At 29.2% G+C, this 16,021-nt stretch carries 14 protein-coding genes and 1 pseudogene; 9 read left to right on the top strand and 6 right to left on the bottom strand.

Features of this window, described 5'->3' with window-relative positions; translation table 11 throughout:
- Nucleotides 1-556: 556 nt before the first annotated feature.
- The gene (locus tag AC0L0O_RS29615; RefSeq protein WP_065230191.1) at nt 557-1,111 is read left to right on the top strand and encodes a DUF3967 domain-containing protein; all 555 of its coding nucleotides are present in this window, start codon (nt 557-559) and stop codon (nt 1,109-1,111) included.
- A 633-nt stretch (nt 1,112-1,744) separates the two neighbouring features.
- Here the strand turns inward: AC0L0O_RS29615 and AC0L0O_RS29610 are convergent.
- From AC0L0O_RS29610 to AC0L0O_RS29595, 4 genes and pseudogenes are all read right to left on the bottom strand, one after another.
- Nucleotides 1,745-2,409: pseudogene (locus AC0L0O_RS29610) on the bottom strand (helix-turn-helix domain-containing protein).
- 588 nt (nt 2,410-2,997) lie between these two features.
- Nucleotides 2,998-3,372: a hypothetical protein gene (locus AC0L0O_RS29605; protein ID WP_473786240.1), complete on the bottom strand. Its 375-nt coding sequence runs from the start codon at nt 3,370-3,372 to the stop codon at nt 2,998-3,000.
- Nucleotides 3,373-3,787: 415 nt separating this feature from the next.
- On the bottom strand, nt 3,788-4,663 hold the full coding sequence (locus tag AC0L0O_RS29600) for a helix-turn-helix domain-containing protein (RefSeq protein ID WP_473786239.1): 876 nt from the start codon (nt 4,661-4,663) through the stop codon (nt 3,788-3,790).
- A 306-nt stretch (nt 4,664-4,969) separates the two neighbouring features.
- Nucleotides 4,970-5,542, bottom strand: coding sequence for a tyrosine-type recombinase/integrase (locus AC0L0O_RS29595; protein WP_473786238.1), 573 nt, complete (start codon nt 5,540-5,542; stop codon nt 4,970-4,972).
- 478 nt (nt 5,543-6,020) lie between these two features.
- Here AC0L0O_RS29595 and AC0L0O_RS29590 point away from each other — a divergent pair, with 478 nt between their 5' ends.
- The 8 genes from AC0L0O_RS29590 to AC0L0O_RS29555 all read left to right on the top strand — a co-directional run bounded on the left by AC0L0O_RS29590 (nt 6,021) and on the right by AC0L0O_RS29555 (nt 13,404).
- A complete protein-coding gene (locus AC0L0O_RS29590) occupies nt 6,021-6,662 on the top strand; it encodes a MarR family transcriptional regulator (protein ID WP_473786237.1) in 642 nt (213 codons plus the stop codon).
- 830 nt (nt 6,663-7,492) lie between these two features.
- Complete coding sequence (locus AC0L0O_RS29585) at nt 7,493-7,705, top strand: Blp family class II bacteriocin (RefSeq protein WP_098757956.1); 213 nt, start codon at nt 7,493-7,495, stop codon at nt 7,703-7,705.
- A gap of 41 nt (nt 7,706-7,746) precedes the next feature.
- Complete coding sequence (locus AC0L0O_RS29580) at nt 7,747-7,956, top strand: Blp family class II bacteriocin (protein WP_098757957.1); 210 nt, start codon at nt 7,747-7,749, stop codon at nt 7,954-7,956.
- A gap of 6 nt (nt 7,957-7,962) precedes the next feature.
- Nucleotides 7,963-8,277, top strand: coding sequence for a hypothetical protein (locus tag AC0L0O_RS29575; RefSeq protein WP_098757958.1), 315 nt, complete (start codon nt 7,963-7,965; stop codon nt 8,275-8,277).
- Between the two features lie 113 nt (nt 8,278-8,390).
- A complete protein-coding gene (locus AC0L0O_RS29570) occupies nt 8,391-10,604 on the top strand; it encodes a peptidase domain-containing ABC transporter (protein ID WP_473786236.1) in 2,214 nt (737 codons plus the stop codon).
- A complete protein-coding gene (locus tag AC0L0O_RS29565; protein ID WP_473786235.1) occupies nt 10,597-11,910 on the top strand; it encodes an HlyD family secretion protein in 1,314 nt (437 codons plus the stop codon). Before AC0L0O_RS29570 ends, AC0L0O_RS29565 begins: the two co-directional genes overlap by 8 nt.
- Before the next feature lie 14 nt (nt 11,911-11,924).
- Nucleotides 11,925-12,638, top strand: a complete 714-nt coding sequence (locus AC0L0O_RS29560) for a CPBP family intramembrane glutamic endopeptidase (protein ID WP_098757961.1) — start codon at nt 11,925-11,927, stop codon at nt 12,636-12,638.
- 181 nt (nt 12,639-12,819) lie between these two features.
- Complete coding sequence (locus AC0L0O_RS29555; RefSeq protein WP_473786234.1) at nt 12,820-13,404, top strand: MarR family winged helix-turn-helix transcriptional regulator; 585 nt, start codon at nt 12,820-12,822, stop codon at nt 13,402-13,404.
- 532 nt (nt 13,405-13,936) lie between these two features.
- Here the strand turns inward: AC0L0O_RS29555 and AC0L0O_RS29550 are convergent.
- Nucleotides 13,937-15,088: a hypothetical protein gene (locus tag AC0L0O_RS29550; RefSeq protein WP_473786233.1), complete on the bottom strand. Its 1,152-nt coding sequence runs from the start codon at nt 15,086-15,088 to the stop codon at nt 13,937-13,939.
- Between the two features lie 11 nt (nt 15,089-15,099).
- The gene (locus tag AC0L0O_RS29545; RefSeq protein WP_473786232.1) at nt 15,100-15,663 is read right to left on the bottom strand and encodes a hypothetical protein; all 564 of its coding nucleotides are present in this window, start codon (nt 15,661-15,663) and stop codon (nt 15,100-15,102) included.
- Nucleotides 15,664-16,021: the final 358 nt, after the last annotated feature.

Below are 16,021 nucleotides of genomic sequence, written 5' to 3'. Positions count from 1 at the left end.
TGATCAAACAAATAAAAATGCCGGAAGGCAATTTTATTTGTCTTTTTCTAAGAAGCGGAAGCTGATTTAGAAAAAGAATCTGGCCAGATGCGAAGCGTTCTGGCCAGGAAGTCCCGCAGGGCAAAATACGCCTGAAGACCATTCACTCGGCTTGCCGAGCTTGTTTTTGGTTCAAGCGCAGCGAGAATCAAAAATGAATGAGTCTGACCGCAGGCATGGAAAAGCGTCAGCTTTTATCATGCCAAGGCAGGCGTATTTTGCCCTGCTTGAATCTTGCAGGACGAAGGACGGTAAGATGATTCGTGGAATGTTCTTGAACTTCCTGATTTGACGCCGTTAGGGCGGATAAATCAGGCTCCCCAGAGGGGAGAATATATACTTGAATATCTGTGATACGTTATAGATATATAATATAATTAAAATTATATTATATATTTGAGTATTGTTAAAATGATTGATAGAAAAAAATCCTGTTATGATGATAAGATAGAGGTGTCATAACAGTTATAACTGTTATGACGAAGATTTAATATTAAAAGAGGGGGTTATAACTGTTATGACTTCTGTTGTTTATGAGAGTGTAAATCAAATTGCAAAGAGATTAAGGGTGTCGCCCTCTACAGTTAAGAAATATTATTTGTTGATTGAGAGTTATAACTGTTATGTCTTTAAACGTGATGAGCAAGGACGAGTTATATTTAGTGACTATGATCTAAGATTATTACAAAGATTAATAGAATTAAAAAACATGCCCCAAGTTACATTAGAAGAAGCATGCAAACTTCTTTTAGAGGAAGAAGGATTAAAGAATACAGAGGCGGTTATGACTGTTATAACTCCTGAAGATAATGATTTAAAGGCGTTATTACAAGAGTTAAAAAGTACTGTTGAAATACAACAAAAACAGTTACAAACACAGAGTGAGCAAATAAATCAATTAACAAATTTATTAGAATCACAGCAAAAATTATTAGTGGATTCCAATGCTGTTGAAAAGAAACAAATCAATGATCGAGATAAAGCAGTTATAACGGTTATGAGAGAACTTCAAGAAGTAAAACAAATGATTGCAGCTAATAATGAGAAGAAATGGTATCAATTTTGGAAGTAAAGATCAGAGTCCGGAGCGTTTATGCCGCGAAAGTTGCTTTACTATGAGGGGCACCCTCATGCAAACTCACCAGAGGTGGCCCCAGAAGGGCGGTTTTTGCCCGCTGGGGTTATCTTTGGGAGTTTGAGGGTGTAGAGGCTCGTAGTCAAGTGAACCGTGGAATAAAAAGTGTAGGACGGTTCCCCAGGTTAGGGTAAAAACCAAGTGTTTTGGGTAAAAGTTCTAATGTCGGAAAAAGAAGAATAGAAATATAGCATACATACAATAAGGGAATGCAGTATAGATCAGTCTACAAGCATTCCCTTGCTATAGTGATGTTAATAATATTTTAATGATGTTGTTACTATATATGTCATGTTAATTAAGAATAAAAAGATTAATATATCTAGTGTTAAAAAAACATATAATATTATTTTTATCTTTTTAGATATTTCATTTTTAATCATATATATAATGAATAGCATTGTAGTTGATTGGAATAGCATGGTGAAAAATAAAAATGTGATAGCAAATACCATATTCGCTGGTGTAAATCCAGTATTCATAAGGAGTAGAGAACTAATTATATTAAGAATAAGCGTAGTTAGTATAAAAAAATATTTGTAAATGTTTTTAATTTTGATCGCCTACTTTTTAATTTTTTAGTTGGTAATAAAGTTGTTTATTTTTATGGTTATATATAAGTATCTTTTTATTGTTTCCATCTACAATGTAAACATCTTTTTTTTCCAATCTATTCCATGGGGTATGTCTTTTTCAATTGAAAATAAAACATCTTTATTTCTAAAAGGGATTGAATTTTGATTAGCATGAATGTTTATTTCATGATCTTTTATTTCCATGCTATAATCTCCTGAATAATTGGAGAAAAACGGTGTTAATTTACTATAAATATATAGAATTTCTTTTTTATCGCTTTCTTGATAAAAGTGGGAATTAATAACGTTTAGATCTGATGTTTTTATGTCCTTTGGTATAAGTAAAAAAGCAATGAGACAATAAAATATAACAACAATAGTAATTAAAGAATATATGTAGAGAGCGGCTATTAATAAATATCTTTTATAATTGCTTTGTTTTATTATCTGATTTTGCAAATGTGAATCCTCCTTTAATAAAGAATCAATTGAAACATTAAATAGATTGCTTAAGGCTAATAAATTGGTTAGATCAGGAAGACTTTTTCCTAGTTCCCATTTAGATATAACTTGTCTTGAAATAAATAATTGGCTGGCTACATCTTCTTGTGTCATGTTATTTATTAATCTTAAATGTTTTATTTTTTTTCCAATGTCCATATATGTACCTCCTTTAATTACTCTAATCATTCTAATGTTAAATGGTAAGAAACGCATTGTAGCGTTATAAAAAAGGTATGCAATGATGTGTTGCGGGAGTATTTAGGGGGGGAATACCTGATTTATAATTTAATATTTATATATTACAATGTAACTTTGTATTGTAACAAGGGAATGCAGTATAGATCTGTTTACAAGTATTTCCTTGTTATTACTATGTTATATTTTTAATATAGGAACTTCACTTTTAACTGGAAAATTTCCACAAATAAATATAGGTATAATTGTTTTATTGATAAATTTGATGAGTAAATTTAGTTTAAAATTATTAAAAAAGGTAAAGCTAAAAATTATTTATCATTTTTTGGTGTGTTTTTGTATATATATTAAGGATGCTTTAGTTATAGCTAAAAAAACATTGATTTTTTATTAATAGATATGTTAACTTAGTAAAGTCGGTTTTTTAAAGGAAACTGCTTGTTTTCATATAATAATTATAGTAGTATTTATTATATGAGTTAAAAAACTAAAAACTCCCTACGGTGCGAACGTAAGGAGTTGTTAAGAAATTCACGGGTGCGAACCGTGTTAAGCACTTTTGTTTTCTTGGTTTAATCCAAGTGCAGAAATGACTTCATCTTTATTTTCTAATATGAATTTTATTGTTTTCTCTTTTTCTTTCTGTTTCTCTTTTTCTTTCAATCGAGTGCGAATCTTTTGAAATATTTCTTTTCCTTTAGGATAAATAAGAGTTGTAATGAAGAGTAATAAAAGAGTTAAGAAACCAATAAGTTGAAATTTGGCTACATTTAAAAGAAGCGGAAAAGTTAATGGTATTCCAGCATTCATGGATGGACATAGAGCTATATATATAGCAATAGCCATACTAAAAGTTCCGCCTCCAGTACTAATAATAAGTTGTCCTCTTGTTAAAAAGGGCTTTAAATCTTGAAAAAATATCACAATGCATTTTCCTTTCTTGTAATTTAGTATTTATATAAAACGGGGTGCGAACCCGTGAAAGCATAATTAAAAAAGCCCATTAAAGGCTTATTTTTTTTGCCTTAAAAAATATATGTATGCAGAATTATTCTATCTTATCATATTAACATAAGAATATATTGGATTGCAACCCATTTTTTATATAATTATAGAAAAAATACAAATAATAAAAGAGTGCAAGGGAACGTATATAAAATACGGATTTCTCACCTTTATTTAATCCTATAATTATTTATATGCAATATTTATATAAGTTATAACAAGTTAATATTAATAATTTGAATTTCATACACGAATAATAACATTTTTTTATAAAAAGTTTGTTGTACTCTTAATACAGCAAACTTTTTATTTATGATTTATTTAATATAGTTATTTATTTTTCTTCTTTTTGTTCTTTTATAGTGATTTCTTTTTCCAATCCATATTCTATGGTTGGGTGTTGATTAAGATCATCATCATTTACGACAGCAAGTTGTTCACATAGTTCGATTAAATGATTTACGTTTCTTTGAAGTAAAATTTGAATACTTTGTTTTAATGCGATACCAGTTATGTTTTTATCTTTATATTTTAATGGGCTTGTAAAGATTGCTACTTCATCAATTTCTAATGTATCAACTATTAAATTAATCTTTTTATTGATATTACATATATGCCCTGTAATTATTCCATCACGTTCTGTGATAATTAAAATGATTTGCAAAGAATCATTTTTGTTTTCTTTTTCTTTTTTCGTTCTCCATTGAAATAGTTGATAAACTTTTATTATTTCTCCGTATAAAAATTTATGTTCTTCTATTTTTGAAATAAGATTATCAATATTTTTCTGGAGATCTGAATATTTATTCTTTAGTGTATGAGGGATTATAGAATTATTGTAAGGAATTAAATAAGTTGTGTGGGATTTTTTCCCTTTCTTTTCTCTATAAATTAGTTTTTTATCAACTAATACTTTAATCCAGTTATCTATGGTTCGGGTTTGTGTATCAAAAAAATCAGCTATAGTTTCAATACTATGCCAGCTATGCCCATGTTGGTTATTAGCATAAAAAGAAAAATAAAGATATAAGCGTAGTGGCCCGGCTTCTAATGTAGCAAGATGTTCATCTCGAAATGTTTTATATAAAGCTACAAAGGGTAAATTCATATAGCTATTCATAGTTCTCCAGCTATTATAATAAGATTTTATACGTATTTCTGTTTCATCTTTCCCTGGTACATTTGTTGTTATTTGAAATCCTTTTTTCAATTTATTAACCTCCGTATTGTTTTACTAAATTCAGTCTAGCACGAAATTTGATGTTAGAAAAATGCGTTTTGTCGCAATGAAACATGATAATTATTACTTTCAAATGTTATAAAAAAATCTTTATCATTCGTGCAAACTATACTAAAACGTTTAACTAGATGGAATAACATAGAGTACACTATAAGACGAAAAGGCACCACGAAAAAATATTCGGGTTAAAGTAGTTTTTTTTTTTTTTTTTGAGTTAGTAAAAAAACATTGATTTTAAAATCAATGTTTTTTATTTAAGAATTTTTTATATTTAAATTAGATAAAGAAGGTATCTAGTATATTATCTTTTTCTTCTTTGTTAATTCCGATGTATTTAAGTGTAATTTGCGGTGTGCTGTGATTCAGTATTTCTTGTAACATAGCGACATCTTTTGTTTGTTTATAGAACCAATAGCCGAAGGTTTTGCGCATGGTATGAGTCCCGATAGATTCTACACCTGCGAAATCTCCGGCTTTTTGCAATTGTCGATAAGCCTGGATCTTACTAATGGGTTGATCTCCTTTTCGGGAAGGGAATAACCAAGTACTTTCTAGTGTTTGGCTATAAGAGTATACTTCATCAAAAATAGAAGTAAGGTTAATTATGCGTTCTTTCTTTGTTTTTCCCTCTTTAATCTTGAATTCTTTTCTTTTTTTACGTTTTAATTTTATTATGGTTTGTGTTTCGATTTGTAGTAGATCGCTGACACGTAGTCCTGTATGAATGCCAATAAGGAAGAGAATATAGTCTCGTTTGGAGCAATGACGTTTAAGAGCCCATTTCATATCTTCGATCTGTTCTTTGCTACGGATAGGTTGGACATCAATGAGATGTGGTTTTTTGTTCATGATTTTACGACCTCTTTATTTACAGTGTTTTGAATGTATACTTTTATCATATAAATTGAGGATATCAGGGGGATTGGTGTGAAGTCAATGATTAAGGGGATTTGAATGTAAACTAATATTCAAAAGTTTACATTCATTTTCTATTTTTAATATAAGGAAATATTTTAAGAAGGAAAGATATTGGAAAGAATTGATGCTACCCTTTTGTTTTAAAAAACATTAATATTAATGATTATTATTATATATGCTATATAAGCTGTAAGGGCAAAAAAAGGCCACCAAGTAAAAATACTTGGTGGTCTTATCTTTTTAGGTTTTGTACAATAAAAAATCCCCTCATGTTATAATTGAAAGCGACCAAGCAAACAATTAGAGAAGAGGGGTTTTTTGAAAATATTCGTTTTTAAGTTCTATAAGAATCATAGCATAAAATGTTCTCCTTCTCTAGTTGTAAATGTTAGAAAAGAGGAGAAATATTATGGCAAAAATAGTCAAGATAGGACAATCTGAAAAGAAAGCAAGAGTAACAGAAAATAAAGTTGAGGATTTTTTAGAGCAAGCTAATATAGGTTTGTCAGCTGAGCAACAACAAGTGTTATTAAAAATTCTACATAGTACAACAGGTGACGATTATTTTATTGGTAAAAAGAAAAAACGAACTGATGGGGTGAAGTTCGTGCAAATGATTACAGAGAATATTGATTATTTATGCGAGATTGGTTATTTAACTCAACCAGAGAAAGCTTTTTTATTTGAGCTTTCAAGATTTTTAGAGTTTAAATCAAATGTTGTTGTTGAAAAAAGTGACGAGGAAATCAAGCAAAATGCTGCCTCTCCAAGTTATTTAGCTAAAAAATTAGGGAAAACAAGAACTTCTATTTCTAAAGTTATGAATGATTTACTTGTTAAAGGGATTTTAGGGGTTGCAGAGACTGGGATAACTACTGAAGATGGAAGATCTTGTTCATCTCGAACTTGGTTTGTTAATCCTAATATATTATGTAATGCACCAAAAGATGATATTGATAGAGCTACACAACAAATCTTTGCAAAATCATTAAGAAATATACAACTTGAAGGAAGTAAAAAGAAGCATAAACTTCCAATATATTTATTTTAAAAAAAGTGTAATTAGATATTGCACTTTTTTTTTTTGTTGTTCTTGTTAAAAAATAGGTGTTAATTTTTTTTAACACCTGTGTTAAAAAAAATTAACACCCCGAACACTTTAAACCCTTGATATTACTGGATTTTATTATTTTCCCTATCTCACTCTATATATATAGCTAAAAGTTATGCAAGGAACAGGTAGTATTTTTAAGCAAACCCGCCTTAAAAATCTCCACCTTTGTTAGAAAAAAAGTCGCCTCGTCAATCCTCGGCTAAAGTCGAAGACTTTTCTTTTTTCTAACATCCTTGCCAAACTTTTTTTGGCTCGTTTGCTTTCATCGCCAAGCCGATACACTCAAAAGTGGGATGTAGGTATATCGGCTTGAATTACTCATTATACGAGCCAAACCGCTTGATCTAACGTTCTATAATTCGTTCTTACTCTATTTTTAGATACGCAATACGTGGGGTTTCCCCACACCCCGGCCAGCCTCTACCTCAAAAGTAGATGACAAACTATTAAAGTTTTATTGTATGGAATTTTTTTATTCTAAGTTTTTTAATATCTAAATTTAAAAATTCCATTTTTATTCCAAAATGTAACAAATTATTACTATAAGAATATTTTTTAATTTTAATTTTAGTGTAAAATCTATATAGTCACAATTATTGATTAGCTTATTTTAAAGCTTTTGATAATTGTATATTCCAAATTAATATATTTTGGGATTTTTTCATTTTTTTGATAACTAAAATGAAAAGACTTAATATTATGTTTTAATGAAATAATAAATATTATTATTTCATTTTATAAAAATTTATTTAAAAGGAGAATTTATTATGAAAGAACTTACTTTAACTCAAGAACTTACAGAACAAGAAATGGAAACCGTTGATGGTGGTGGTTATGGTAAAACTCTTGCAGGCGGAGTAGCAACTGGTGCTGCAACTGGCGCTGTGTTTGGTGGACCTGCTGGGGCACTTGTAGGTGCACATGTTGGTGCTATTTGGGCATCTGCTGGATATGCTGCTGGAGCTCTTATTAGAGGATAAATTTTTATTTAATTATTTTATTTAAAAGGAGGAAATAATTTATGGAAATTAAATTAAATGATATTTCATGTGAAGAAATTTTAGAAATGGATTTATATTCTATTAATGGCGGTGGCTGGAGAGATGTAGCTGCTGGAGCTGCTCAAGGAGCTTTTACAGGTGGTATTGCTGGTGCTGTAACTGGTAATCCTCTTGGAATAGGCGCTGGAATGCTTGGTGGAGCAATTGTTGGTGCTATTAACGAGTGGTAAAAGATATTGAAAGATGGTGAAATAATGAAGATTTTTACATATAGAGATATGGAAAATAACTTACAACCTTTTATTGAAGATGGTATTTGGAAATTTATTTTCTTTTCAGGTAATATTGGTTTTTCTTTGATATTCTTTATTTTTAATGCCATTGTTTGGCCTGAAACTAATAATTTATTTAATATATCTTCTGGGGATAGTATTTGGCTTACTATATCTTTGTATTCTGTTGGTATTATTTCTATATATCTTTCGGGTGTTCTTTTTGCTTTTATAATGTGGAAAATTATAAACCAAAAATATAAGAAACAAATTGTATAAAGAAGTATTTTTAATGGCCTTAAATTTAAATTTAAGGCCATTAATATATTGTAATTTAAAAATGATATTTTATATGGGTAATAAAATACATTAGATTTTAAGGATGGATTGTATTGAATAAATTTTATTGTATTAAGCAACATGATTTAAAGGACTGTGGTCCAGCATGTCTTGCAATGATTTCATATTATTATGGATTAAATATGTCTATTTCAAAAATCAGAGAAATATCAGGTACAGATTTACAAGGAACAAATGTAAAAGGATTAATAGAAGCTGGAGAAAATTTAGGTTTTGAAGTAAAAGGTGTAAAGGCAACCAATCCAGAAGCTTTGATGAAAATTTCGTTACCAGCAATTGCTCATGTCGTAGTAAATGGTGGTTTGCTTCATTATGTAGTAATTTATAAAGTTAAAAAAAATAGAGTTTATGTTGCTGATCCAGAAAGAGGTCATGTTACATATTTGTTAGATGAATTTTGTCAAATGTGGACAGGTGTACTTATATTAGTAAAACCAGGAGAAAAATTTCAAAAAGGTAATAAATCTCAAAGTATATTTTCTAGATTTGTGTCTTTGTTAAAAAATCAAACAAATTTATTAATACCTTTATTTTTTGCTTCTATATTTTTTAATTTGTTTGGATTATTGGGTGCATTTTATTTTAAGTTTTTAATTGATGATATTGTAACAAATCAGTTATTACAAACACTTCATATTGTATCAATTGGAATTATTATATTGTATATTTTTAAAGTTTTTCTTTCTTATTTTAGAACTCATTTAATTTTATATTTGAGTAGAAGAATAGATATTCAATTAATGCTTGGATATTATCGTCATGTTGTAGGATTACCTATGAGCTTTTTTGAAACAAGAAAAGTAGGTGAAATTATTTCTCGTTTTATGGATGCAAGTAAAATACGAGATGCATTATCTACAATAACAGTTACATTAATGATTGATACATTAATGGTTACATTAGGGGCAATTTTATTATATATACATAGCCCAATTTTATTTGGTGTTACACTTTTACTTATTCCTTTTTATATTGGTGTAATTTTTGTATTTCATAAACCATATCAAAATATAAATCGTGAAGAAATGGAGAGTAATGCAAAATTAACATCTTACTTAGTAGAATCTTTAAATGGTATTGCAACTGTTAAATCTTATAATGCTGAAAAAGAAGTATTTTTTCAGACTGAAAGTCGATTTGTTAATTTATTAAAGCATGTATTTAAAAGAGGAATGCTTTCAAATTTACAAGGTTCTATTAAACTGGGACTTGAGTTAATTGGTGGTACGATAATTCTTTGGGTAGGTGCTATACAAGTCTTAAAAGGTAATATGACAATAGGTGAATTAATTACATATAATGCGCTTTTAGTATATTTTTTAAATCCAATTGAAAATTTAATTGGTATTCAACCTACTATGCAATCTGCATTAGTTGCTGGGGAAAGATTAAATGAAATTTTTGATTTAGATTTAGAAAAAAGTGAAAAAGAAAATAATAAAGTATCTCCTAAACAATTATCTGGAAAAATTGAATGTTCAAATGTTACATTTCGTTATGGAACGCGTAAAAATGTTTTAAACAATATAAGTTTTTCTATTATACCTGGTAGTCATGTAGCTTTTGTAGGAGAGAGTGGTTCTGGAAAAACAACTATTTCAAAGTTATTAATGGGTTATTATGAAGCTCAACAAGGAGATATTTATTATGATGATTTTCACATTAAGGAAATAAATAGAACATCATTACGTAATCGTATTGCTTATGTTTCTCAAGAATCATTTTTCTTTAGTGGTTCAATTTATGATAATTTACGATTTGGATTAGAACATCACATCACGTTAGAAGATATTATAGAAGTATGTAAGGATGCTGCTGCTCATGATTTTATTAGTGATTTACCACTACGTTATGAAACTTTATTAGAAGAAAATGCATCGAATTTATCAGGAGGACAAAGGCAACGTTTAGCTATTGCAAGAGCCTTGTTAAAAAAGCCAGATATTTTAGTTTTAGATGAGGCTACAAGTAATTTAGATTCTACAACTGAAAATCATATTACGGATATGTTAAAAAAGTTAGGATTGCAAGGGGTAACAGTAATTATGATTGCTCATCGTTTAAGTACAATTCAACATGTAAATCAAATTTTTGTGATGGAAAAAGGGAATATTATAGAGCGGGGATCTCATGAAGAATTATTATTTCATAAAGGTGAGTACTATCGTCTTTGGAAAAACCAAACAATTCATACAGATCATATAGAATTACAGTCTTATGCAATGCGAGGTGGTCAACATGAGTAAAATTTATTCTTTTGATCAATTAACGGATAGTGTGGAATTATTAGAAAGAAAACCTCCTCGTTTTATTATTGGATTGTTATGTTTTCTTTTTTTAGGTTTCTTAGGTTTTATAATTTGGGCATATGTTGGAAAAATAGATATTGTGAGTAAAGGAACAGCAATAGTACAAGGGAATTCAGATATAAGTGTATCTCGTTCAAAAATTGCAGGTACTGTAGATAATGTATTTGTTCATTCTGGTGATGAAGTAAAAACTGGTGATGTTTTAATTCAATTAAAAAATTATGAACTATCCGGTAAAATTAATCAAGTTGATCAAATTATTAAACATTTAGAAAGACAGAAAGAAATGCTAGAACAATTAAAAAAGAGTATTAATTCCGGTAAATCAGCTTTTTCTGATGAAATAGATGTAAAAATACGTGAAGAATATAAAGCTTATAATCAAGGTTATCAGTCTTTACAAAATGAAAAAGAAAATGAAATTAATATGATAACTAATAATAAATTATTAAATGAACAGGATGAAATTTTACAAGGGTTAATTGCAGAAAGTGAAAATATTCAAAGAGAAATTAAGCTTATGGAAAAACAAAAAGAAAAAGCAAATATATTAGAGGAACAAAAAGAATTATTAGATGATAAAATTCAATCTTTAGAATCGCAACAAAATAATATAAAAAAAAGAATGGATCAGAGAAAAGAAATGTTGGAAGTTGAAAGAAAAAAGATTGATACATTGAAAGAAGGTAAACAAGAACAGAAAAAAAATGTTTTAGATCAATATAAAGAAAATGCTATTGTCTCAGTAAATCAACGTATTCAATCTTTAGAACAAGATATGTTTGTAAAAAAGCAAGAATTGGATGAATTAAGTAACCAAAATAATATAACAAGTATAAAAGCTCAAAAAGATGGCATTGTACAATTCCCTTCAATTATCCAGAATGGCGATTTAATTGATTTAGGACAAGAAGTAATTACAATTGTTCCAAAAGAAAATTTGAAAAAAATAAAGATATTATTATCAGCAGAAGAAAAAAAAGGAATAAAAAAAGGGGATAAAGTACAGTATTCTTTTAAATTAAAAAAAACTGATAAGCAAGTAGGGGTAGTAACTTACATATCTTTAAATCCTATTTTTGATAAAGATTCTAAGATGTATATGTATGAGTTAGAGGCAACAATTGATACAAAAGAATTAAATGAATTACATACAGGTATGGTTGGTAGGGCTTCAGTCGTAACAGGGGAAGAAAAATTATGGAAATTCATATTAAGAAAGTTAGATTTTATATCTAATTAATGGAGGATAATAGAGTGAATGAAGAATTACTAAATGTAAATAATGGAAAAACAAAAGAACATAATTTTACATATAAAAATTTATTAGTAGTTATTTTGAGTATTTTGGGATTTTCGTTTTTGATTGGTATGTTTATTGCATTAGTTGCTGGAATTTATGGAGAAGAAGCGGTAAAAAGTATTACAGAGGGTTATTACATTTTAATAGTAGATGCGATTGTTACTATATTTGTTCTATTTTTATATAAACCAGCACGTAATTTTATTGCTGATATTTGGGATATGACAGTTTTTAAAACTATTAAAACATATATATATATTTTAATTGGCTTCATCGTAATCTCTTTATCACAATATATAATTATCGGGTTATTAGGGGTTGAAACTGCAGAACAACAGCGTAACCAATTGGGAGTAACGACGATTCAAAATATTATACAGAGTATAATATTTATTTTTAGTGTAGCTGTAATTACACCAATTAAAGAGGAAATGGTGTATAGGGGAATTCTTTATAGATTTTTAGAAAAAAAATATAGTTTTATTATAGGTATAGTCATTTCTTCAGCTATATTTGGTTTTTTACATGGTGGTTTTCCAATTACAGCAATGATTATGGGAATGGTATTTGTTATTTTATTTAAAAAGACACAGTCTATCTTACCGAGTATAGTTCTTCATATTATTTGGAATTTGATCGTATGTATTTTTACAATTTTATCTTTATAAGGAATGTTAGGTTGTTTGTTGCATTGTAAAATTATAACAAAAAGCCAATTATGTTATAATTGAATTGTCGGAAACAACTATACACAAGTGGCTTTTTGAAATTTTTATAAAATTATAATTTCATAATATCATAAAAAAAGCCTCTGTACTAGTTATGAATATTAGGAATAAGGGGTAAATCATGGTTAATACTGTAAATTTAGAACAAATTGAAAAGAATGCAAGATTAAGAGATATTGAGAATTCGAAGATCTTGTCAGAAGAAGAGATGTACATAGCAAATGAGCTTCAAGCAAAAGCTAATTCGTATGGAATGAAATTAGTACCTGAACGGAAGATAAAAAACAAAGCTAAATTTGCTCAAATTATTCAAGAAAATTGGTTATATCTCATTCAAAATAATTACTTGAAAAATGAAGAAATTATGTTTTTAAACAAAATCATTGGATTTATAGGTTTCCGTTCTAATTGTATTGTTCATAATATTAATGCAAAAGAACAATTACCTATGACTCAAACAGAAATTGCAGATAAAATAGGATCTAGTAAAAATACAGTTAGTAGATTAGTAAAGCAATTAATTGAAAAAGGTCTCATTGGACGTTTTGAATCTGGTAGAGACGGAATTAATGCTAGAATGTATGCATTGTACATAAATCCTAATGTAATTCTTTGTGGGGATCGTGACAATATTAATCAAACACTACAAACTATGTTTATAAGAAAACCTAAAGAATTAAAAAATTTACCCATTAAATTAGTGTAACCTGTATGAATCTCATACAGGTTTTCTTATATTTTTTTATAGTTATCGAATTCGATAACTAAAGTTATCGAATTCGATAACTATAAAAAATACCAAATCCCTTGGTATTACTAACTTTTTTTTACTTTTGTATACTTGTCCCTTCTCACTCTCTATATAAGGAGCTAAAAGTTCCGCAAGGAACAGGTAGTATTTTTAAGAAAAACCATCTTAAAAATCTCCACCTTTGTTAGAAAAAAGTCGCCTCGTCAATCCTCGGCTAAAGTCAAAGACTTTTCTTTTTTCTAACATCCTTGCGGAACTTTTTTTGGCTCGTTTGCTTTCATCGCCAAGCCGATATACTCAAAAGTGGGATTTAGGCATATCGGCTTGAACTATTCATTATACGAGCCAAACCGCTTGATCTAACGTTCTCTAATAGATTATTTATCCTATTTTTGATACGCAATACGTGGGGTCTCCCCACACCCCCGGCCAGCCTCTACCTCAAAAGTAGGGAGAAAATCAAAAACCGCTTACGATAAGTAAGCGGTTACTGTGGAAGTGGTTTTTCTCTTTGAGATTCGTAGGAATCGTTGAAATTTAAACGTCTAAATAGATTTGTATTTCGGATCTTAATATTTTTTGGATCAATCATAGATTGCCATGGTTGTAAGTTCTTTTTATTTTTTCTAAGTTTAGTAATTCTATTAATAACATTGTTTAATTCACGTTCATGATCCTGGTTCATCACAATAAAAGTAAAGTTTGTTATCACTGATGGGAAGCAAATTTTTAATAAAAATTCAATATGATAGATATCAGAGATTAGGTTGTTAATTGTGATATAAGATGTTCCCGGTATTGGGATAATATTTGCTACGATCCGTAAGGATTCTTTTGGATTATTAATAAGTAATTTAAGAGAACAACGTGTAGTAAGAATTTTAAAGAGTTCATCTATGAATGTAATAAGTACGTGAAGTTGAGTATCAGGTGTCTCTTCATTGATGAACCACAATCCTTTATTTTCTTTTTTGGTCTTTATTAGAAAATCTGTTACAAATTCCATATCAAGATTTTTAGGTATTTTGTTGTTTGGAAAGTATTCTCCAAAGTAACGTGTATCTTTTTCTTGTATTGGGTTAATTGGGAAAAATGGTTCTGTATGTAATAGATAATAATGCTCGTGAGAGCAAAGTAATGCGGTTAATAATATTGGATCTGTATATTGTTTATTTAATTCTAGATAGTCTTCCATACGAGTAAAATGGCGGAAGAGTACATTCTCTCCAGGTGCAATTGGTAGTACCTTTTTTTCTTGGCCAAAATAATAGTAAGCTCGATAAGATAAATAAATATATTCCGCACCATAAAAAGATTTAGAACCAATTAATAGTTTATCTTCTAATTCTTTTAATTTTGCGTATCCAAGTGTTCTAGATTTATTTTTTTTGCCTTTTTGGTAACCAAATAGATCTAGGAACTGTGATTTTAACATGTAGGGCTGATGATGAAGCATAAATGTAAATAGATTATGATAATGCTTCATGATGAATAAATGTAATTCATCACTTAGTTTTCTCTTATGTGGATCTTCCTGAATGTCATGTAAGTTTAAAATATAGGGTGAATTCGTATTATCCATAATTTCATGTACTGTATAAAAAGTAGGTGGAACAATAAATGTTGGTTGTGTTGCCATGTTCTTTCCTCCTATAGCTGTTCATATCCGGATAAAAATGTCTTTGCAAATTCTTGTTTTTGTTGGATATCAATCTCCTTATAGTTACGTGTTGTCACTTCTATGGCAATGTAACCGCCATGCGCTTCACTATAGACGGCTCCATCGGGCGTTGGTTGGAATTTTCCTTGCGGATGGGACTCTACTATTCTTTTTTTGAAATCGTCGTATCTGAGGTCTTTCTGGGCTTCTGAATGCAATTGTTTTTCTGTTTTCCATGTTTCTCTTGTTTCTTTCGGTAAAGAAATATATTTTTCAGAGAGGCGAATATCATGTTTGGCGTTATTTATACCGGTTTTATATTGATATTCTTTACCTTCTTTTTTAAACTTTTCTATTCCCTTTTCTCCTAAAACAATTTTTCCTGTTCGCTCTTCTAAATAGCCGCTATGACAAAGTTTTTTCAGGCGATCACCTTTGATGTTATATTCTCTTTCCATTTGTTCTCTGGTAGCTGTTCCAGTTTTCCAAAGCATATCCATGCCTTCGATTTCTTTTGTTTTTAGAATTCTTATATGTTTTCGTGGCGCGGCCATAGGGATGCCTCCTGTCTTTGCTATATTTATGTATTAATTTATTTGGGAAGACATAGCGAAGCTATGTATCCTCCGTTATGAATCATGTGTAAATGTCCACATGTCTACATTTACACATTTACACATGATTTAATTTCATTCAAAAAAGCGAAAGCTGTTTTTGAATGAACCAATCTAATAGCGAAAGCTATAGATTGGAGAATACAAAATGTGATGCGGAGCATGACATTTTGATCAAACAAATAAAAATGCCGGAAGGCAATTTTATTTGTCTTTTTCTAAGAAGCGGAAGCTGATTTAGAAAAAGAATCTGGCCAGATGCGAAGCGTTCTGGCCAGGAAGTCCCGCAGGGCAAAAT

Source organism: Bacillus sp. GS3m_15504 (assembly GCF_055825275.1).
The sequence above is the reverse complement of the archived record's forward strand: the minus strand, read 5'-3'. Positions and strand labels throughout refer to the sequence as shown.